Annotated in this window: 19 protein-coding genes; 17 read left to right on the forward strand and 2 right to left on the reverse strand. The window is 42.9% G+C overall.

From position 1 onward, the window contains the following. Genes ACHBIF_RS03130 through ACHBIF_RS03140 form a run of 3 tightly spaced genes read left to right on the forward strand, consistent with a single transcriptional unit; the run spans nt 1 to nt 2,339 of the window. Complete coding sequence (locus ACHBIF_RS03130; RefSeq protein WP_394718599.1) at nt 1-1,077, forward strand: pyridoxal-phosphate-dependent aminotransferase family protein; 1,077 nt, start codon at nt 1-3, stop codon at nt 1,075-1,077. Continuing rightward, nucleotides 1,077-1,787 (forward strand): NTP transferase domain-containing protein, encoded by a 711-nt coding sequence (locus ACHBIF_RS03135; RefSeq protein WP_394718601.1) that lies wholly within the window; start codon nt 1,077-1,079, stop codon nt 1,785-1,787. The genes ACHBIF_RS03130 and ACHBIF_RS03135 overlap by 1 nt, the downstream gene beginning before the upstream one ends. 3 nt (nt 1,788-1,790) lie before the next feature. Then, the gene (locus tag ACHBIF_RS03140; protein WP_394718603.1) at nt 1,791-2,339 is read left to right on the forward strand and encodes an acyltransferase; all 549 of its coding nucleotides are present in this window, start codon (nt 1,791-1,793) and stop codon (nt 2,337-2,339) included. Nucleotides 2,340-2,399: 60 nt separating this feature from the next. Here the strand turns inward: ACHBIF_RS03140 and ACHBIF_RS03145 are convergent, their stop codons facing one another. Next, entirely contained in the window at nt 2,400-3,725 is a 1,326-nt protein-coding gene (locus tag ACHBIF_RS03145; RefSeq protein ID WP_394718605.1) for an ISL3 family transposase, read from the reverse strand. A 238-nt stretch (nt 3,726-3,963) separates the two neighbouring features. Here ACHBIF_RS03145 and ACHBIF_RS03150 point away from each other — a divergent pair, with 238 nt between their 5' ends. The 5 genes from ACHBIF_RS03150 to ACHBIF_RS03170 all read left to right on the forward strand — a co-directional run bounded on the left by ACHBIF_RS03150 (nt 3,964) and on the right by ACHBIF_RS03170 (nt 10,914). Next, entirely contained in the window at nt 3,964-5,457 is a 1,494-nt protein-coding gene (locus ACHBIF_RS03150) for a nucleotide sugar dehydrogenase (RefSeq protein WP_394718607.1), read from the forward strand. 227 nt (nt 5,458-5,684) lie between these two features. After that, the gene (gene mltG / locus ACHBIF_RS03155) at nt 5,685-7,505 is read left to right on the forward strand and encodes an endolytic transglycosylase MltG (RefSeq protein ID WP_394718609.1); all 1,821 of its coding nucleotides are present in this window, start codon (nt 5,685-5,687) and stop codon (nt 7,503-7,505) included. Between the two features lie 74 nt (nt 7,506-7,579). After that, nucleotides 7,580-8,062, forward strand: coding sequence for a transcription elongation factor GreA (greA, locus tag ACHBIF_RS03160; protein ID WP_105111151.1), 483 nt, complete (start codon nt 7,580-7,582; stop codon nt 8,060-8,062). Nucleotides 8,063-8,179: 117 nt separating this feature from the next. Beyond that, nucleotides 8,180-10,528 (forward strand): DNA translocase FtsK, encoded by a 2,349-nt coding sequence (locus tag ACHBIF_RS03165; protein WP_394718611.1) that lies wholly within the window; start codon nt 8,180-8,182, stop codon nt 10,526-10,528. After that, nucleotides 10,528-10,914: a VOC family protein gene (locus ACHBIF_RS03170; protein ID WP_394718613.1), complete on the forward strand. Its 387-nt coding sequence runs from the start codon at nt 10,528-10,530 to the stop codon at nt 10,912-10,914. The genes ACHBIF_RS03165 and ACHBIF_RS03170 overlap by 1 nt, the downstream gene beginning before the upstream one ends. A gap of 37 nt (nt 10,915-10,951) precedes the next feature. Here ACHBIF_RS03170 and ACHBIF_RS03175 read toward each other — a convergent pair whose 3' ends face one another. Beyond that, nucleotides 10,952-11,305, reverse strand: coding sequence for a DUF3397 family protein (locus ACHBIF_RS03175; protein WP_105111148.1), 354 nt, complete (start codon nt 11,303-11,305; stop codon nt 10,952-10,954). 155 nt (nt 11,306-11,460) lie between these two features. Here ACHBIF_RS03175 and rplK point away from each other — a divergent pair, with 155 nt between their 5' ends. From rplK to ACHBIF_RS03220, 9 genes are all read left to right on the forward strand, one after another. Continuing rightward, nucleotides 11,461-11,886 carry a 50S ribosomal protein L11 gene (rplK, locus tag ACHBIF_RS03180; protein ID WP_105116783.1) on the forward strand — a complete coding sequence of 142 codons (426 nt, stop codon included), beginning with the start codon at nt 11,461-11,463 and terminating at the stop codon, nt 11,884-11,886. 40 nt (nt 11,887-11,926) lie between these two features. Further along, nucleotides 11,927-12,616 (forward strand): 50S ribosomal protein L1, encoded by a 690-nt coding sequence (gene rplA / locus ACHBIF_RS03185; RefSeq protein ID WP_004194879.1) that lies wholly within the window; start codon nt 11,927-11,929, stop codon nt 12,614-12,616. Between the two features lie 93 nt (nt 12,617-12,709). Further along, nucleotides 12,710-12,997 (forward strand): hypothetical protein, encoded by a 288-nt coding sequence (locus tag ACHBIF_RS03190; protein ID WP_172021506.1) that lies wholly within the window; start codon nt 12,710-12,712, stop codon nt 12,995-12,997. An 11-nt stretch (nt 12,998-13,008) separates the two neighbouring features. Then, nucleotides 13,009-13,797, forward strand: a complete 789-nt coding sequence (gene yghU, locus ACHBIF_RS03195; RefSeq protein ID WP_394718621.1) for a glutathione-dependent disulfide-bond oxidoreductase — start codon at nt 13,009-13,011, stop codon at nt 13,795-13,797. Between the two features lie 104 nt (nt 13,798-13,901). Next, nucleotides 13,902-14,633 carry a UMP kinase gene (gene pyrH / locus ACHBIF_RS03200; protein ID WP_161943050.1) on the forward strand — a complete coding sequence of 244 codons (732 nt, stop codon included), beginning with the start codon at nt 13,902-13,904 and terminating at the stop codon, nt 14,631-14,633. 23 nt (nt 14,634-14,656) lie between these two features. Beyond that, nucleotides 14,657-15,214, forward strand: a complete 558-nt coding sequence (gene frr, locus ACHBIF_RS03205) for a ribosome recycling factor (RefSeq protein ID WP_172079572.1) — start codon at nt 14,657-14,659, stop codon at nt 15,212-15,214. 161 nt (nt 15,215-15,375) lie between these two features. Then, nucleotides 15,376-16,230, forward strand: coding sequence for an RNA-binding virulence regulatory protein CvfB (gene cvfB, locus ACHBIF_RS03210; RefSeq protein ID WP_105161049.1), 855 nt, complete (start codon nt 15,376-15,378; stop codon nt 16,228-16,230). A gap of 10 nt (nt 16,231-16,240) precedes the next feature. After that, on the forward strand, nt 16,241-17,161 hold the full coding sequence (locus tag ACHBIF_RS03215; RefSeq protein WP_105161048.1) for a 2-dehydropantoate 2-reductase: 921 nt from the start codon (nt 16,241-16,243) through the stop codon (nt 17,159-17,161). 58 nt (nt 17,162-17,219) lie between these two features. Beyond that, complete coding sequence (locus ACHBIF_RS03220) at nt 17,220-18,569, forward strand: DUF1958 domain-containing protein (RefSeq protein ID WP_394718626.1); 1,350 nt, start codon at nt 17,220-17,222, stop codon at nt 18,567-18,569. Nucleotides 18,570-18,866 lie beyond the last annotated feature (297 nt).

An 18,866-nucleotide genomic window follows, 5' to 3' on the forward strand; every position in this document is an offset into this window, starting at 1 on the left:
ATGTTAAACTTTTCAGTTGGTCCAGTTATGATGGACTCAGAAACAAAGCAATTAGGTGCAGAGGAAGTACCCTATTTCCGAACAGATGACTTTTCCCGTATCATGTTGGAAAATGAAACTATGGTGAGGAGTCTTGCATTAGCTAATGATCAAGTAAGATTGATTACATTGACTGGTTCAGGAACATTAGCCATGGATGCGACTATTTTAAATTGCTTTACTAAAGAAGATAAATTGCTTATCATCAATGGTGGTAGTTTTGGTACACGATTTTGTGAAATTGCTGACTGCTATGGAATTCCTTACGAGGCAATTAATTTGCAATTTGGTGAGTCAGTAACGCTAGACCATTTTGAAAATATTGATCTTGCAACGTTTACTGGCTTAGTTGTCAATGCAGACGAAACGTCATCTGGTGTTTTGTACGATATTGAGATGCTTGGTAATCTATGTAAGAAAAACAATTTGTTCTTTGTGGTAGATGCGATTAGCGCTTTTTTAGCTGATGAAATTCGATTTGATGAGTTTAATATTGATATCTTAATTACTGGTTCTCAAAAGGCTCTGGCTTTGCCACCAGGTCTCTCTCTAATTTTATGTTCTGAAAAGGCTCAAGAGCGGATTAATCATAATGAAAGTCCAACTTACTATCAAAATTTAAAACGGGCTCTGAAAGATGGGGAGCGTGGTCAAACACCATTTACTCCGGCAGTTGGAATCATTTTACAGTTACACGATAAATTGAAACGAATCTCAAAAGTTGGAATTGAAAAACAAATTCAACAGTCTAATGATTTGGCAAAATATTTCCGAGATCGTATTGCGAAATATAATTTTGAATTTATTACAGATTCAAAATCAAATGCTGTCACAGCACTGCGAGTTCCTGTTGGAGTGTCTGCAAGACAAATATTTAAAGAATTAGAGAGCCGATTTAATATTTGGGTTTGTCCCAATGGCGGTGCCTTGAGTGATGAAGTGTTTCGTGTAGGACACATTGGACATTTGACAAAAGGCGACTATGATACACTCTTTAGTGCATTAGAACAGTTACAAAAAGAAGGGATTATTAAGTAATGAAAATTATTTTACTCGCTGCCGGTCGTGGAACTCGAATTAGTCGCTATATTCAAGACAGACCGAAATGTACGGTTAATTTAACGGAAAATCAAACATTGATTGAATATACAATCTCTATGTTTAATCATTACGGTTTCCATGATATTTCAATTATTCTTGGTTATCGGCAACATGCTATTCGTGAAGTGTTGAAAAATTATGATGTGAAGTTTTATTACAACCCCTTCTATGATGTGACGAATAGTATCGCTTCCCTTTGGTTTGCACAGGAAGAACTTGATGATGATTTGTTTATCATGAATGCGGATGTATTTTTAGATACTAACACGTTAGACAAGATTTTGGAAGAGAAAAAGTCACCAGTTCTTTTTTCTGATGAATCACGAAAAGAAGAGGCTGACTATAAATTCTACTATGAATCGGATACGTTGATGCGCTATGGTAAAGACCTGACTGTTGAGGAGACTACGGGTGAATATATTGGAGCTGCAATCATTCGTAAAGAGTTTTTACCTAAGTTCAAAGAGAAACTTTTAGACAAGATTAATCGTCAGGAACATGGTCAATGGTGGGAAGAAATTTTGTATTCTATGACAGAGAAAGAACCAATCTATGTTTCGCCTGTTACTGGGAATTTTTGGGCAGAAGTCGACTATGTAGAAGATTATGAAAATATTTTAGAATTTGTACGTAATAAAAAAGGATAATAAATGGCGAAGAATTTTTTATTCACAAAGATTAGAGTTGCTTTAATTAAAAGTGCAATAAAGCGTACTGATTATTTAGTGAAGCATGGCATTTTTCAAAGTGTTGGAGAACATTTCTTTTTTCAACCACGGATTATTCCACAAGATGCAAAATTGATTAAGTTTGGTAATAATGTTGTGGTAGCAGCGGGTGTAAAATTTATTAATCATGATGTCATTCATAAAATGTTAAACCACCTTCCCAACAATTCTCATAAGTTTACTAAAAAATATTCTTGCATAGAAATTTGTGATAATGTTTTTATTGGCGCTAATGTGATCATCATGGGCGACGTTAAAATTGGTTCGAATGTCATTGTTGCTGCAGGTGCTATTGTAACGAAAGATATTCCTGATAATTCAATTGTTGCAGGAGTACCAGCCAAAGTCATTGGGGATTTTGATAGTTATTTGCAGAAAACTATGGATGAAGAACGCATTGCTACAATTGGTGACTATGAGGAAGCTGATGTATATCAATGTTGGAAACGATTTAATGATGAGCATTTATAGGAATGTTGATGTAAAATAGTAACCGCCCGATAGTGAATTATATTAAAAACTTCCAAAGTCTTAATTGACTCTGGAAGTTTTTGATAAGAAAATCTGGCTCTTTGTCAACTGTAGTGGGTAGATGAAAAGGTAACACCTAGAGAGGACGATATGCGTTCTCTCTTTTTGTATATTCAAAGCAATATATATTTTGTTTTTTAAGTTCGTAAAGTTCCTAAATCCGAACGCTTGCCTCTTGATATCTTTGATGAGTTTATTGGTCGCTTCCAGTTTAGCGTTGGAATATGGAAGCTCCATGATGTTCGTGATGTACGTTTTATACTTTAGAAATGTCTTAAAAACAGTCCTAAAGGTTGGATTGACAAGATTCAGATTGTCCTCTAGAAGATCGAAGAAATGTTTCAAGTTCTTCTCTTGGAAATGGAAGAGGAGGATCTGATAGAGTTCGTAATAGAATTTCAGTTCCACAGAGAAATTCAATGTCTTCTGGATAACCTCTCTCGGTGTTACTGTTTGCCCAAAAGTTCGGGAATAGAAGCTATTCAGAGACAGTTTACGGCTATCTTTTTGGAGAATACGCCAGTGATTTTTCATGGATCGATAAGGTAGGGAACGCGTATCGAAAGTCTTCATAATATCAATTCTAGTCGTCATCATAGCACGGCTCAGGTGTTGGATAATGTGAAATCTATCAAGGACAATTTTCGCATTTGGAAATAACTGTTTGATGATAGGAATATAGCTACCCGACATGTCCACTGTTACGACCTCGACAGTTTCTCTGACCGCCCTAGGATACTTGTAGAAATAGTTCTTGATGGTGGTTTGGCGGTTGTTGTCAAGAATGGTCACAATCGATCTCGTCTCAAAATCCTGAGCAATAAAGGCGAGTTTTCCCTTGTTCCGACTAAATTCATCCCAGCTTAAGACTTTTGGTAATTTCATAAAATCATTCTCAAATTGAAATTGAGCCAGTTTCCTCTGGACGACCGACACGGAGATATGTAGTCTCCTAGCGATGGCTATATTGGTCATGTTTTCTGTATAGAGTTGTGTGACTTTCTCCCAAATAGGTTGGGAAATCTGACAGTTTTTCTTGACTAGGGGTGTCTCAGATACAGTCACTTTTTGGCAAGATTTGCATTGAAACCGTCGTTTCTTAAGCAGAAGGAGGGTCGGAAAGCCCTGACAATCCAAAATCGGAATCTTTGACGACTTTTGAAAATCGTACTTGATACACTTCCCTTGGCAATGAGGACAGCTAGGGCTGTCATAATCCAGCCTTGCTCGAATTTCCAGATGGGTCTGATGTTTTAAAACGAAGAGAATTTTGATGTTTTTGTCTTTGATTCCGATTAGTTCTGTGGTATGATGAAGTAGTTCCATATGAGTCTTTCTAATGTGAGTGTGGTTGCTTTTCATTATAGGTCATATGGGATTTTTTGTATACACTCAAAAAGGCTACATAATCTCTACAGTGGATTTACCCACTACAGTAATTATAGAGCCTTTTTTGTTATTATATATATCTATTTAGATAGTCCGATATCTCCGGAACTGATAAATTGATTTTAAAAACAACAAACGTTATACTATGAAGACATCAATCATCGAGGTAAAAATAATGAACACAATATCTTTTTCACAATCTGCTTTGTCAGAAGTTGTGTTGGAAAAACGCAAAAATAAAGGATTATCCCAGCAGGGATTGGCTGATGTAACCAGCATCAACCGCGCCATGATCAGTCGGATTGAGAAGGGGAATTACCTTCCATCTATCCCTCAAATAGAAAGATTGGCACAAGTCTTGGAATTTGATCTTGCATCCCTATTTGTAACAAATAGCAACACTTCTTCAGAAATGAGAGTTGAAAAAACCAATATTGCTGTTGCAGGTACCGGATATGTTGGTCTGTCCAATGCCGTTCTCTTGGCGCAACACCATCGAGTTGTTGCGGTCGATGTGATTCCTGAAAAAGTTGATTTGATCAATGCTAGGAAATCACCGATTCAGGACGACTACATTGAGCAGTACTTGGCGGAAAAGGACCTGGACCTGGTTGCGACCTTGGATGCCGAAACAGCCTACAAAGAAGCCGAAATTGTCATCATTGCTGCACCGACCAACTATGATAGCGCGGAGAATTATTTTGATACCAGTCATGTGGAGGCAGTCATTGAGATGGTCATGAAGGTCAATCCTCAAGCCCTAATGGTCATCAAGTCCACCATTCCTGTTGGCTTTACACAGTCGGTTCGTAAGAAGTTTGGTACCGAGAACATTCTTTTCAGTCCAGAATTTTTACGGGAATCCAAAGCCTTGTATGACAATCTCTATCCTTCACGGATTATTGTTTCCTATGAACACGATGATGCTCCAGAGACCATTGCGGCTGCTAAAAAAGTTGCGATGCTCTTACAAGAAGGAGCTCTGAAAGACCAGATTGAGGTCCTGTATATGGGTGCAACTGAAGCAGAAGCAGTTAAGCTCTTTGCCAATACCTATCTGGCTCTGCGTGTTTCATATTTCAATGAGTTGGATACCTACGCAGAGATGAAGGGCTTGAACTCCGAATCCATCATCCGCGGGATTGGCTTGGATCCTCGGATTGGAGACCATTACAACAATCCTTCCTTTGGCTATGGGGGCTACTGCCTGCCTAAAGACACCAAACAACTCTTAGCAAACTATGATAAGGTGCCTCAGAATATGATGACTGCCATCGTGGAATCCAACCGTACTCGTAAGGATTTCATTGCCGATCAAGTCTTGAAATTGGCAGGCTATTACGACTATTCAGGCCATGATCAATTTCATCAGGAAGTGGAGAAAGAGATTACGATTGGCATTTACCGCTTGACCATGAAGAGCAATTCGGATAATTTCCGTCAGAGTTCGATACAAGGGGTGATGAAGCGCTTGAAGGCCAAGGGGGCTAAGGTCATAATATTTGAACCGACCTTGGAAAATGGTTCGACCTTCTTTGGCTCCAAAGTTGTCAACAACTTAAAGAAATTTAAGGAAGTGAGCCAGGCGATTGTGGCCAACCGTTATGATGTCAATTTGGATGATGTGACAGACAAAGTCTATACACGGGATATTTTTAGACGGGATTAAGGGAATTCCTGTCTCCTCAACGTGTGCTATGGGAATCCCGCAAAACGCTCAGTTGTCACTAATAACTTGGAGAATTGAATGAAATAATGATAAAAAAACGTTGCATGTTATCAGAAAATGGTTGCATGCATTTTTTCATACAATGTCGTGTTAATGGCTTTAAATTCCTTGATTTTGTAATTTTTTTAAGATATAATAAAGGGTAATTGTGTGAAAGGAGTAGTATTGTGCCAAAGGATTTTGAAGATAAAGACACACAATCTGCTAGTTTTCGTGATCAGATATTAAGAGAACTAGAGGAATTGAAATCAAAACGCCAAAACACAGATTCGGACCTTCCGAGTAGACAGGATATTGTTGAATCCTTACAAGAATCTACAGAGAAGAAGCAAGCAACTCCAACGCATCTGCCTTTGACAGAAGCCTTGGAACAAACAAAAGAAACAGCGCCACAAACCATTCGGATTAACAAGATTGCTTTTGAGGACGAGGTTGGCCTTGAAGAAACAAAGGTTATACCAAAGATTGCAGAAGATTTGCTTCCGAAAGCGGTTGAAGTGGATTTGTCGGTCAAGGAAGAGGAAGTTGAACAGCCTCCAATCGCGCCAGAATTTTCTCAAGAAGAGGGGAACGAGACAGTAGAACCTCCATTGGAAGATACGGTCGAGCGCAGTCTGCAACAGTTGCGGACCATTGCGGCTGGAATGGATTATCCGGAAATAGCCGAAGAAGAGCCACTTCCTCAAACTGAACCGATGATTTTACCTCCATTGGAAGATGAGCCGGTATTTACAAGAGATGAGGTAGAGGTTGCTCCTGCAGTAACTCCTCAACCTGAACCAGTGACTCCTGTTGTTGAAAAGGAAGAACCTTTGGCAAGAAGACGCGGTGCGACCAAGCAAGTTAAGAAGAAACAAGATAAAACAGCTAAGAAAATTGTCGGGACCATTGTTTCCTTGGTTGCCTTGGCCCTAGTGGCTACCTTGGTTGCTGGTTTCTTCTATGTCAAGTCAAGCTTAGAACCAGTCAATGTGGAAGCTTCAGAGACTATTCAAGTGGAAATTCCAGAAGGTTCTTCTACTAGTCAAATCGGTCAAATTCTTTTAGAAAATAAGCTGATTAAGAATGCGACAGTCTTTAACTACTTCTCTAAATTAAAGAGCTATAATAGCTTCCAGAGTGGTTTCTATAATTTGAACCAGGCCATGTCTGTAGAAGATCTGGCTAAGAAGTTGCAAGAGGGTGGAACTCCAGTCGCTGAAAAACCTGCATCAGGTAAAATCCTGGTTATTGAGGGGTACACCATTGAGCAGATTGCTCAAGCGATTACCCAAAATAGTGCTTCAGAGGATGAAAAAACGGAATCTCCATTTAGCTCGGATGCCTTTATGGCAACGGTTCAGGACCCAGCTTTCATCACGCGAATGACAGAGACTTATCCAGACCTCTTTGCAAGCCTGCCTGCAGCGGATAGTGGTGTCAAGTATCAGTTGGAAGGGTATCTCTTTCCAGCTACTTATGAGTATTACGAAGACACGACTATTGAGCAATTGGTAGAAGATATGATTGCGGCGACCAATACTGCCTTGAAACCATACTATGCGGAGCTTCCAAACAAGGGATTGGATGTGAATTCAGTATTGACCATGGCTTCACTGGTTGAAAAGGAAGGTTCTACAGACGAGGACCGTCGGAATATCGCAAGTACTTTCTACAATCGTATGAACATCGGCATGCCATTGCAGTCTAACATCGCTGTTTTGTATGCAATGGGCAAACTGGGTGAGAAGACAACCTTGGCTGAGGATGCAGGAATCGACACTGCGATTGATTCACCTTATAACAACTACGTACACCTAGGTCTAATGCCTGGTCCTGTAGGAAGTCCAAGTTTAGCAGCTATTCAGGCGACCATCAATCCAAACCAGACAGACTATCTCTACTTTGTAGCAGATGTGACGACTGGAGAAGTGTATTTTACCGCTTCATTTGACGAGCACAATCAAAACGTTGAAACACACGTAAATAGCAAATTAAATAATCAATAAGGTTGAGGCAAAATTATGTGGATTTTCCGCATAATTTTGTTTTCATCCCTGACAAACATGAAAAGGAAGTAAAAATGGCAGAAAAAACCTATCCAATGACCTTGGAAGAAAAGGAATTGTTGGAAAAAGAATTAGAAGAACTGAAGTTGGTCCGTCGTCCGGAGATTGTGGAGCGTATTAAAATCGCCCGTTCTTACGGAGACCTTTCGGAAAACTCTGAATACGAAGCAGCTAAAGATGAGCAGGCTTTTGTAGAGGGTCAAATTTCAACTATCGAGAACAAGATTCGGTATGCGGAAATTGTCAATAGCGATGCTGTTGCAGCAGATGAAGTGGCTATCGGTAAGACAGTTACTGTTCAAGAAATCGGTGAAACAGACGAGGAAGTGTATCACATCGTTGGTGCTGCTGGTGCGGATGCCTTTGCCAATAAGATTTCAAATGAAAGTCCTATCGGTCACGCCTTGATTGGTAAGAAGACTGGAGAGGTGGCTCTGATTGAGACACCAGCTGGAAGCTACCAGGTGAAAATCTTGAATGTTGAAAAGACAAAATAAAAGTGCGGGGAGAGTCGAAAGATTCTCTCTTTCTCGTCTCGTCAGTACCTGCATTTCTAGCCTGAATTCGGACTAAAAATATGGTAAAATAAAGAGATTGAGAAAGTTGAGGTTGTAATGAAACAAGCAAATAAAAAAGGAAAGAAAACAAGGCGGCCGACCAAGGCTGAAATAGCCCAACAAGACAGGGTCAAAAAAATCTTGATTCGGATTTTTGGCGTCTTATTCGTTATATTGACAGCTAGTCGGCTGGGTGCCTTTGGTGTGACGGCCTACAATGTCTTCCGCCTGCTATTTGGTAGCCTATCCTATCTAGTCCTGGCAGGACTTCTAGTCTACTTTGTCTTCCCCCAATTTTGGCAGCGCAGAGAAGGGATGATTTCGGGCTTTTACCTGATTGTGGCCGGTCTCCTGATAGGCTTTCAGGCCTATTTGGATGTTTCTTACAGTGGGTCGGACCTCTTTACCTATAGTTTGCGGCTGAGTTTGAATGAGCTGTCGCGTTTTCAGGTCAAGGAGTTTCTGGGTGGAGGCCTGCTGGGTAGCGCCTTCTATATGCCCATTGCCTTCCTATTTTCTAATCTAGGCTCCTTTTTCATCGGTCTTCTATTGATTGCCTTTGGTATTTTCTTTATGAGTCCATGGTCTGTCTACGATGTGGCCGATGGCCTGGCAGTTCTCAAGGATAAGATGACGGAGGGCCAGTTAAAAAGGGCAGAGCTTCGGGAGTTGAAGCGGGCCGAGCGAGAAGAAAAACGCCAGCTAGAATTGGCTCGCTTGGAGGAAGAGCGTCTGCGTTTGGAGGAAGAAGAATCATTAGCCTTGGATAGGCCAGTCGATTTGGAAACGGGTGAAATTCTAGACGCGGAACCAGTTCAAGTGCCCATTATTTCAGAATACGATCATTTAGAAGAGGTAGAAGATGAATTTCCAGTTATGCTGGTTGAGGATGAGGAAGCACAGGCAAGCGCTGACCTTCCAGAAGAAGTGGATGATGTCGAAGTTCAAATCGACTTCAAACCCAAGCTCAAGCAACGCTTGGCTTACAAATTGCCGTCCATTGACCTCTTTGCGCCAATCAAGGCCAAAAGCCAGTCCAATGAAAAACGTCTGGTCCGACAGAACATTAAGATTTTAGAAGACACCTTTGCCAGCTTTGGTATCAAGGTGGTCGTGGAGCGGGCAGAAATCGGACCGTCGGTCACCCGTTATGAATTAAAACCCGCTGTCGGTGTCCGCGTCAATCGGATTTCCAATTTGGCGGATGATTTGGCTCTGGCTCTAGCTGCCAAAGATGTCCGTATTGAGGCGCCAATTCCGGGCAAATCCTTGGTCGGTATCGAGGTACCCAATTCCGAAGTGGCTATGGTGCCCTTCCGTGAACTTTGGGAACAATCTAAGACGGATGCTAACAAACTCTTGGAAATTCCGCTTGGAAAAGCAGTCAATGGCTCTGTCAAATCCTTTGACCTTGCCAAAATGCCTCACTTGCTGGTAGCAGGATCGACCGGTTCTGGTAAATCTGTCGCGGTCAACGGTATTATTTCTTCTATTTTGATGAAGGCCAGTCCTGACCAAGTCAAGTTTATGATGATTGACCCCAAAATGGTTGAATTGTCGGTCTATAATGATATTCCCCACCTGCTCATCCCTGTTGTGACCAATCCTCGTAAGGCAGCGCGCGCCCTGCAAAAGGTGGTGGACGAGATGGAGAAACGCTACGAACTCTTCAGTCATATCGGCGTCCGTAACCTTGAAGGCTACAATGCCAAGGTTGAGGAATTTAACAGCCGTTCCGAGGAAAAACAAATTCCCCTACCTTTGATTGTCGTCATCGTGGACGAGTTGGCTGACCTGATGATGGTCGCCAGCAAGGAAGTGGAGGATGCCATTATCCGTCTGGGGCAAAAAGCTCGTGCGGCGGGCATTCACATGATTTTAGCGACCCAGCGTCCATCTGTTGATGTTATTTCAGGTCTGATCAAGGCCAATGTGCCGTCTCGTGTGGCTTTTGCGGTCGCATCGGGCACGGATTCGCGGACCATTTTGGGAGAAAATGGCGCCGAAAAACTCCTTGGTCGCGGGGACATGCTCTTCCATCCTATTGGCGAGTCGGCTCCAATTCGCTTACAAGGCTCCTTTATCTCGGACGATGATGTCGAGCGGATTGTCAGCTTTGTCAAGGCCCAGGCCGATGCCGAATACGACGAGTCCTTTGATCCGGGCGAAGTAGCAGAAGGCGATGGTGGATTCGATGACAATGGCGGAGCTTCTGAGGGTGACCCTCTCTTCAATGAGGCGCGTGCCCTCGTCATCGAAACGCAAAAGGCTTCCGCATCTATGATCCAGCGCCGCCTATCGGTCGGTTTTAACCGCGCAACCCGTTTGATGGAAGAATTAGAGGCAGCTGGCGTCATCGGTCCAGCCGAAGGGACTAAACCTAGAAAAGTATTGGAGACACAGTAATGACCTTTGAAACGGTGCACCACATTGCCATTATCGGCAGTAATTATGACAAAACTAGAGAATTTTATGTGGACAAATTGGGCTTTGAACAGCTGGATGAGCATATTCGCCCAGAAAAAAATGACATTCTTTTCAATGTCAGAAAGGGCAATCTGGTCTTGGAAATCTTTATCAAGCCAGACGCCCCCTTGCGCCCCAAAATGCCTCAACCAGAATACACAGGCCTGCGGCATTTAGCTTTTAAGGTCGCAGATGTCGAGGCCTGTCTGGCGGAGTTTGACCGCTTGGACATTCCCCACGAAGCCCTACGATATGACGATTTTGATGGCAAGAAGATGGCCTTCTTCTTTGACCCAGATGGTCTACCATTAGAAATTCATGAATAGAAAAAATCCCTTCTGATAATTTCTCAGGAGGGATTGCTTATTTTTGGGTAAAGATGGCGACGAGAAGACCGATGTACATGAGAAAGATCAGGAGAAAACCAGCCCTCCAGTAAACCTTGAAAAAACGCTTGTAGTCTAATTCTCTTTTTTTATAGAGAGTGCCAGTTAGCAGAATCAGCAAGAGCAGAGAAAGAGCTAGCAGTAGGTGGGGTAGCAGGCTGCTGTAGTAGAGCTTATCTGTTAGGATGATAAATTCAAAAGCGAACATAGGAAAAGCCAGGTCTGCAAAGTTCCAACCCCTCTTATTTAACTTTAATAATTTGACAAATAGAATTGAAATAATCAGCGTAACAATTGGATAAACAACCGCTGCAATTTTCAGTAATAACATACTTATATTCTATTAAAAAAATAAAAAAAAGTAAACATAAAGCTTGCATTTTTCCTGAAATCGTGTATAATAAAAAGGTATGTGTAAATGCGCATATTTGTGGGAGGTAAAAATCTTTAATTACCGCCAAAACCACAATAGGAGGATTTTATATCATGGCTAAAAAAGTCGAAAAACTCGTAAAACTTCAGATTCCTGCAGGTAAAGCTACTCCAGCTCCACCAGTCGGACCAGCACTTGGTCAAGCAGGTATCAATATCATGGGATTCACTAAAGAGTTCAACGCTCGTACAGCTGACCAAGCTGGTTTGATTATCCCAGTCGTTATCTCTGTGTATGAAGATAAATCATTCACTTTCGTGACTAAAACACCACCAGCTGCTGTTCTTTTGAAAAAAGCTGCAGGTGTTGAAAAAGGTTCAGGTACACCAAACAAAACTAAAGTTGCAACAGTTACTCGTGCACAAGTACAAGAAATTGCTGAAACTAAAATGCCTGACTTGAACGCTGCATCTCTTGAAGCTGCAATGCGTATGATCGAAGGTACTGCTCGTTCTATGGGATTCACTGTTACTGACTAAGTAGCACCCAAGATTATCTGATTACAAGGAGACATATAAAATGGCTAAAAAAAGCAAAAACTTGCGTGCTGCTCTTGAAAAAATCGACAGCACAAAATTGTACAGCGTAGAAGAAGCTGTTGCTCTTGCAAAAGAAACTAACTTCGCTAAATTTGACGCGTCAGTTGAAGTTGCTTACAACTTGAACATCGACGTACGTAAAGCTGATCAACAAATCCGTGGTGCAATGGTATTGCCAAACGGTACTGGTAAAACTTCACGCGTTCTTGTTTTCGCACGTGGTGCTAAAGCAGAAGAAGCAAAAGCTGCTGGTGCAGACTTTGTTGGTGAAGACGACCTCGTTGCTAAAATCAACGGTGGTTGGTTGGACTTCGACGTTGTTATCGCAACTCCAGATATGATGGCAGTTGTTGGACGTCTTGGTCGCGTGCTTGGTCCACGTAACCTCATGCCAAACCCTAAAACTGGTACAGTAACGATGGATGTTGCTAAAGCAGTTGAAGAGTCTAAAGGTGGTAAAATCACTTACCGTGCTGACAAGGCAGGTATCGTACAAGCTCTTATCGGTAAAGTATCATTTGACGCTGACAAACTCGTTGAAAACTTCAAAGCATTCCACGATGTAATGGCTAAAGCTAAACCAGCTACAGCTAAAGGTACTTACATGACTTCAGTATCAATCACTACAACACAAGGTGTTGGTATCAAAGTTGATCCAAACTCATTGTAATGAGTAGAGGGACTGTCTTCGGGCAGTCTTTTTCTGTTTGAAAATACCTGAATTTTAGTGTATAATATGTCCAGGCATATCAAGGAGGTTAGTATGAGAAAAGCAAATTCTGACGAATTTTACAGCCATTTATCTGCTGTTTACAATTTAGAAGAAGGTATTATTACGGATGTCTTGCGTGAGAAGATTGTGGAGTTTGCGCAGAAATTAGACAAGTCGGATAATCTCTATCTCTTGGCAGATCAACTCTCTGTTTTTGTCAATGCAGAAGTGACTGCTCTGACCTGGCGGGCGCCCAAGGAACTGGTTGAATTGGCCCTCTATATCCAGGATTTGCAAGTAAGCTACAATCGCTATGTCATGGGTTTAAACAGCCTATAGGAGGAAATAGAATGACAGATTATGTGAAACCACAGGTATGGAAGTGGGAAGATGAAAATGACAATCGGACTGGTAACCGTCCTAGCGCAGGTAGCCGTTTTGAGCAAACCTTGCCCAAAGGCGACAAGCCCTTGCAGGTTTACTCACTTGGAACACCCAATGGCATCAAGGTGGCTATCATGCTGGAAGAACTCAAGGAATTGGGGATATCGGATGCGGCTTATGACCTGTTCTTGATTGAAATTGGCAAAGGCGACCAGTTTGGTTCAGATTTTGTAGACATCAATCCAAACTCAAAAATTCCTGCCATGGTGGATTATTCAGGGGCAGATCCTGTCCGTGTCTTTGAGTCTTCTCATATTTTGCTCTATTTGGCTGAGAAATTTGATGCCTTCTTGCCAAGGGACTGGGCAGGTCGCACGGAAGTCCTCAATTGGCTCTTCTGGCAGACTGGTGCAGCACCCTTTGTTGGTGGTGGCTTTGGACATTTCTATCACTACGCGCCAACTGCCCAGGAATATCCGATTAACCGCTATGCCATGGAAACCAAGCGTCAACTAGATGTGTTAGACCAGCTCTTGGCGACCCGTCCCTATATTGCTGGCGACGAATACACTATTACGGATATTGCCATCTGGTCTTGGTATGGTCGTCTGGCTCAGGGCAATCTCTATCCAGGTTCCAAGGAATTTTTAGATGTTGCTAGCTATCAGAACCTCAATCAGTGGGTGGAGAAAATTGCTAAGCGTCCAGCAGTTGCGCGGGGCTTGGCAGTGGAGTACAAAAAATTGGATGCATAAATTTTAGAAGGGGATTCGTTTGGAAATCTCCGTTTTCTCAGATATTTTTCTATAAAAATCCCCGATTTTATGATAAAATACTAAGGATGAAATAGAGGAGAGAGATGATGAAACCTAAATACGAACGTATTCTAATCAAACTATCTGGAGAGGCCTTGGCTGGTGAACGTGGTGTCGGAATTGACATCAAGACAGTTCAGGAAATGGCCAAGGAAATCCAGGAAGTGGCTGAGTCTGGTGTGCAGATTGCCCTTGTAATCGGTGGTGGGAACCTCTGGCGTGGGGAGCCTGCTGCAGAAGCTGGTATGGATCGTGTACAAGCAGATTATACAGGGATGTTGGGAACAGTTATGAATGCCCTGGTGATGGCGGATTCCCTCAAGCAGCTTGGTGTGGATACTCGTGTGCAAACAGCTATTTCTATGCAGTCTGTGGCAGAGCCTTATATTCGCGGTCGTGCTCTCCGTCATTTGGAAAAAGGTCGTATCGTTATCTTTGGTGCTGGTATCGGCTCACCGTATTTCTCAACCGATACGACGGCTGCTCTTCGTGCAGCAGAAATCGAAGCAGATGCCATTCTCATGGCTAAAAATGGGGTCGACGGTGTTTACAATGCAGACCCTCGTAAGGATGCCAATGCGGTTAAGTTCAATGAATTGACCCACCGTGAAGTTATCCATCGTGGTCTTAAAATCATGGATGCCACAGCATCAACTCTTTCAATGGACAATGACATCGACCTGGTTGTCTTTAACATGAATGAGCCAGGCAATATCAAACGTGTTGTTTTCGGTGAGCCAATCGGTACAACCGTTTCTAACAAAGAAGAAAAATAAAAACAAAAAGAAAAGGATATTTTATGTCGAAAGAAATTATTGCCAAAGCGCAAGAGCGTATGAATCAATCTCACCAGAGCTTGGCGCGTGAATTTAGCCATATCCGTGCAGGTCGTGCCAATGCTAGTCTCCTGGACCGTATCTCTGTGGATTACTACGGAGCGCCAACACCGCTCAACCAGTTAGCTGGTATCACAGTGCCAGAGGCGCGTGTTCTTCTTATCACACCGTTTGATAAGTCTATCTTGAAAGATATCGAACGTGCCTTGAATGCGTCTGACCTTGGCTTGACACCACAATCTGATGGTACAGTTATCCGCTTGGTTATCCCTGCATTGACAGAGGAAACACGTAAGAACTTGGCAAAAGACGTGAAAAAAGTGGGCGAGAACTCAAAAATAGCTATCCGTAACATCCGTCGTGACGCTATGGACGAGGCCAAAAAAGCTGAGAAGGCCAAAGAAATCACGGAAGATGATTTGAAGACGCTTGAAAAAGACATCCAAAAAGTCACTGACGATGCGATTAAGACCATCGACAAGATGACAGCTGACAAGGAAAAAGAACTCTTAGAAGTTTAACCAGCACAAGGGGAATGGGAGGACAAAGATCTACAGAATCCTTGTCTTTCCTTCCTTTTTGCTAGCTTTGCATGATTGTTTTCCTAGAGATTTGTCTAAAGAGTAAGCAGCAGAGCATCCAAAAATGCAGGCGCCCAATGGTTGCCTAGAAAGAAATAGCTATGAATGATTTACTAGCTCACTATATTGTCGGATTAGTGACCGACCAAAATGACCAGTTTTACTTCATCCAAAAGGATGGCAAGACCTTTGCCCTGTCCAAGGAAGAAGGGGATTTTCAGCTGGGTCAATCTGTCAAGGGCTTTGCCTACACAGATATGAAGCAGAAATTGCGCTTGACGACCAAGGAAGTGGGAGCAACCCGCGATACCTTTGGCTGGGGAACGGTAACAGAAGTGAGGAAGGACTTGGGTGTCTTTGTTGATACGGGCTTGCCGGACAAGGAAGTGGTTGTGTCCTTGGACATCCTTCCTGACATCAAGGAACTCTGGCCCAAGAAAGGCGACCAGCTCTATGTTAAGTTGGACGTTGACAAGAAAGACCGAATTTGGGCTTTACCTGCCTTTCAAGAGGAATTTCAAAAGATGGCAGGTCCTGCTTATGACAATATGCAAAACCAGACCCTCAAGGCTATTGTCTACCGCTTGAAACTCAATGGGACCTTTGTTTACTTGCCAGACAACAATATGCTGGGTTTTATTCATCCTAGCGAGCGTTATGCGGAGCCACGTTTGGGCCAGGTCCTGGAGGCCCGTGTCATCGGCTATCGGGCTGTTGACCGGACCCTCAATCTGTCGCTCAAACCACGCTCATTTGAGATGTTGGAAAATGATGCCCAGATGATTTTGACTTATCTGGAAAGCAATGGCGGCTTTATGACCTTGAATGACAAGTCTGCTCCGGAAGACATCAAGGCCACCTTTGGCATTTCCAAGGGGCAATTCAAAAAAGCCCTGGGTGGGCTGATGAAAGCCGGTAAAATCAAGCAAGATGCGATTGGGACAGAATTGATTTAGGAGACGAATCATGCGTGTATATATTGCTGGTAGTGGAGCCATGGGTTGCCGTTTTGGTTATTCTCTGTCTAAGACTGATCATGAGGTGATTTTGCTGGACAATTGGGAGGACCATATTCAGGCTATCCGTGAAAATGGCCTCAAGGTGACGGGGGATTTTGACGAGACGGTCAAGCTGCCGATTATGAAACCGACTGAGGCTGTGGAAGTGGCGGATTTGATTATCCTCTTGACCAAGGCAGACCAGTTACCAAAAATGTTGCAGGATATTAAGGGGATTATCGGTGAACAGACCAAGGTACTCAGTCTTTTGAATGGGTTGGGTCATGCGACCACCATGCGCCGCTATGTGCCAGATGAGTCGATCATGGTTGGAGTGACCATTTGGTTGGCTGGGCTCAAGGGGCCAGGTCATGCTCATCTGGAGGGACCAGGATCCATTTTCCTGCAAAATATGTCTGGGGACGGTCAGGCTGTTGCCCACATCGTGGACATGTTTAACCAAGCGGGACTCAATGCGACCTATGATGAGAATGTGATTGAATCTATTTGGCGCAAGGCCTGTGTCAATGGGGTCATGAATCCGACCTGTACCATTATGGACTGTACCATTGGGGAACTTTTTGGAACGGAAGGTGGACTCAATCTGGTTCAGGGGATTTTCAAGGAATTTATCGCTGTGGCGCGTGCGGAAGTAGGGAATATCGATGAAGAGGGGATTTGGAAGTACATCATGGAAACTTCTAAAAAGGCCTCACATCATTATCCGTCCATGCATCAGGACTTAATCCAACATGGTCGCAAGACGGAGATTGACTATCTGAATGGAGCGGTAGTTTTCAAGGGCAAGCGGGTTGGTATTCCAACGCCTTATTGCCAGATGATGACGGACATGGTTCATGCCAAGGAAGCCATGTTGGGATTGCGTTAGGAGGAAGTGCAGGGGTTGTAGTTATCCTCCGGTTTATCAATAAAAATCAATGGAGATTATAGTGAAAAGATTACTACTTGCTCTACTGTTAATTTGCCTGGTTTGGGGCGGTCCGGTAGTAAAAGCAGATGAATTGATGGATATTGCTAGAGCTTCTGGTTATGAGGTTTATGAGGGCTACAGGCCCAAGTCTTCTATATTGATTGATGGAAATACTGGGGATATTGTTTGGCAAGATAATATTGATGAGTCAAGGGATCCGGCTAGTATGAGTAAGCTCATGACCTTGTATCTGGTCTATGAAGCCATTGGTCAGGGCAAGTTGACAGAAGATACCATTATCAGGGCAACGGAGACTGACCAGGCGATTTCTGCTATCCATGAAATTTCGAACAATCCGATCTATGCTAGTGTTGATTATACAGTTGGTGATTTGATTGCCATGACCTTGGTACCATCTTCCAATGTAGCGACAGTCATGTTGGCCAATTACTTGTCTAACAATGATCCGGATGCTTTTATGGACATGATGAATGCCAAGGCCAAGGAGCTGGGTATGACCAATTCTGTTTGGAACAATCCAGGAGGAGCAGGGGCAAGTGGCTTTAGAGGTTACTATAGTCCCAAGCGTTATGACAATTCGGCTTCCAACCAAACAACAGCGCGTGATATGGCCATTTTGGTCTACCATTTGACCAAAAAATATCCTGCTATTTTGGAATATACGCGCCATCGGGTCATTGTTACGATGGTGGACACTCCCTACCAGCAGGCCTATAATTCCTATAATTATTCTTTACCAGGAAATATCTACGGTTTAGAAGGGGTCACTGGTCTCAAAACCGGTTCCAGTCCTCGTGCGGCCTTCAATATTTCCATGACCATCGATCGAGGCGGGCAAAAGATGATTGCAGTCATTATGGGTGTGGGTACCTGGTCTGATATGAATTCTGATTTCCAGCGCCATGCCTTTGCTAACGCCTTGATTAATAAGGCTTATCAGGACTTTGAATACAAGAAAGTCTTGACAGCTGGTAAACATAGCCAGGACGGAAAGCATTACCAGGTTGAGTCGGACCTATATGCGACTGTCCCCGTTGGAACTAGTCCCAAATTGGTATATAAGGATGGGCAGGTCTATGCGGATAATGGCTTGGATTCGGTCAGTCCCTTGATTCAGGATTCTGTGAAGGCTGAAGATACAGGCGTCTTGGCAACGGTCAATAAGGCCTTGGTCAAAAAGCAATCCGCTGAAGCTGACAATCAAACAAATTTCACCCTAACTTGGATTGGTTCTAGTCTGGTCTTGTTACCACTGGCTCTGGTTTCCTATTTTATTTTTAGGAATGAGCAGAAAAATCGTGCCCAATTTAAGGAAAGACGCAAGAGTCGTTCGAGAAATAAATAGTTTGTTAGAATGTCGATAAACTAAATTCTGGATAAATTAACTGAGTAGCTCTGCTAAGAAAAAAATAAAAATTTAGATTATTTTGCGAGCGGAGCGAGCCCTAAACCAGGACTTTATGCCGTGATGAAAATGCCTGAAACGTTGTCGTTTCAGGTATTCGGAGTATTTGAGACCTTCGGCTCAAAGGAACAGAGGATTTGAGGAACTGCTCAGCAGTTCCCTATTTCCAACCTTTGATAGTCACTCCCCTGACTAAATGAACCGAACTGCGTTCGTTCTATTTCCAACCTCCGAAAG

Source organism: Streptococcus sp. A11 (genome assembly GCF_043674225.1).
In the GTDB taxonomy this organism is placed as follows: Bacteria; Bacillota; Bacilli; order Lactobacillales; family Streptococcaceae; genus Streptococcus; species Streptococcus suis_V.

Coding starts and splice junctions, on each gene's coding strand:
- rplA (WP_004194879.1), top strand. CDS start 11,927: ATGGCTAAAAAAAGCAAAAACTTGCGTGCTGCTCTTGAAAAAATCGAC.
- ACHBIF_RS03150 (WP_394718607.1), top strand. CDS start 3,964: ATGAACACAATATCTTTTTCACAATCTGCTTTGTCAGAAGTTGTGTTG.
- ACHBIF_RS03165 (WP_394718611.1), top strand. CDS start 8,180: ATGAAACAAGCAAATAAAAAAGGAAAGAAAACAAGGCGGCCGACCAAG.
- ACHBIF_RS03170 (WP_394718613.1), top strand. CDS start 10,528: ATGACCTTTGAAACGGTGCACCACATTGCCATTATCGGCAGTAATTAT.
- ACHBIF_RS03215 (WP_105161048.1), top strand. CDS start 16,241: ATGCGTGTATATATTGCTGGTAGTGGAGCCATGGGTTGCCGTTTTGGT.
- ACHBIF_RS03145 (WP_394718605.1), bottom strand. CDS start 3,725: ATGGAACTACTTCATCATACCACAGAACTAATCGGAATCAAAGACAAA.
- ACHBIF_RS03175 (WP_105111148.1), bottom strand. CDS start 11,305: ATGTTATTACTGAAAATTGCAGCGGTTGTTTATCCAATTGTTACGCTG.
- greA (WP_105111151.1), top strand. CDS start 7,580: ATGGCAGAAAAAACCTATCCAATGACCTTGGAAGAAAAGGAATTGTTG.
- cvfB (WP_105161049.1), top strand. CDS start 15,376: ATGAATGATTTACTAGCTCACTATATTGTCGGATTAGTGACCGACCAA.
- pyrH (WP_161943050.1), top strand. CDS start 13,902: ATGATGAAACCTAAATACGAACGTATTCTAATCAAACTATCTGGAGAG.
- ACHBIF_RS03140 (WP_394718603.1), top strand. CDS start 1,791: ATGGCGAAGAATTTTTTATTCACAAAGATTAGAGTTGCTTTAATTAAA.
- yghU (WP_394718621.1), top strand. CDS start 13,009: ATGACAGATTATGTGAAACCACAGGTATGGAAGTGGGAAGATGAAAAT.
- rplK (WP_105116783.1), top strand. CDS start 11,461: ATGGCTAAAAAAGTCGAAAAACTCGTAAAACTTCAGATTCCTGCAGGT.
- ACHBIF_RS03135 (WP_394718601.1), top strand. CDS start 1,077: ATGAAAATTATTTTACTCGCTGCCGGTCGTGGAACTCGAATTAGTCGC.
- ACHBIF_RS03130 (WP_394718599.1), top strand. CDS start 1: ATGTTAAACTTTTCAGTTGGTCCAGTTATGATGGACTCAGAAACAAAG.
- ACHBIF_RS03190 (WP_172021506.1), top strand. CDS start 12,710: ATGAGAAAAGCAAATTCTGACGAATTTTACAGCCATTTATCTGCTGTT.
- frr (WP_172079572.1), top strand. CDS start 14,657: ATGTCGAAAGAAATTATTGCCAAAGCGCAAGAGCGTATGAATCAATCT.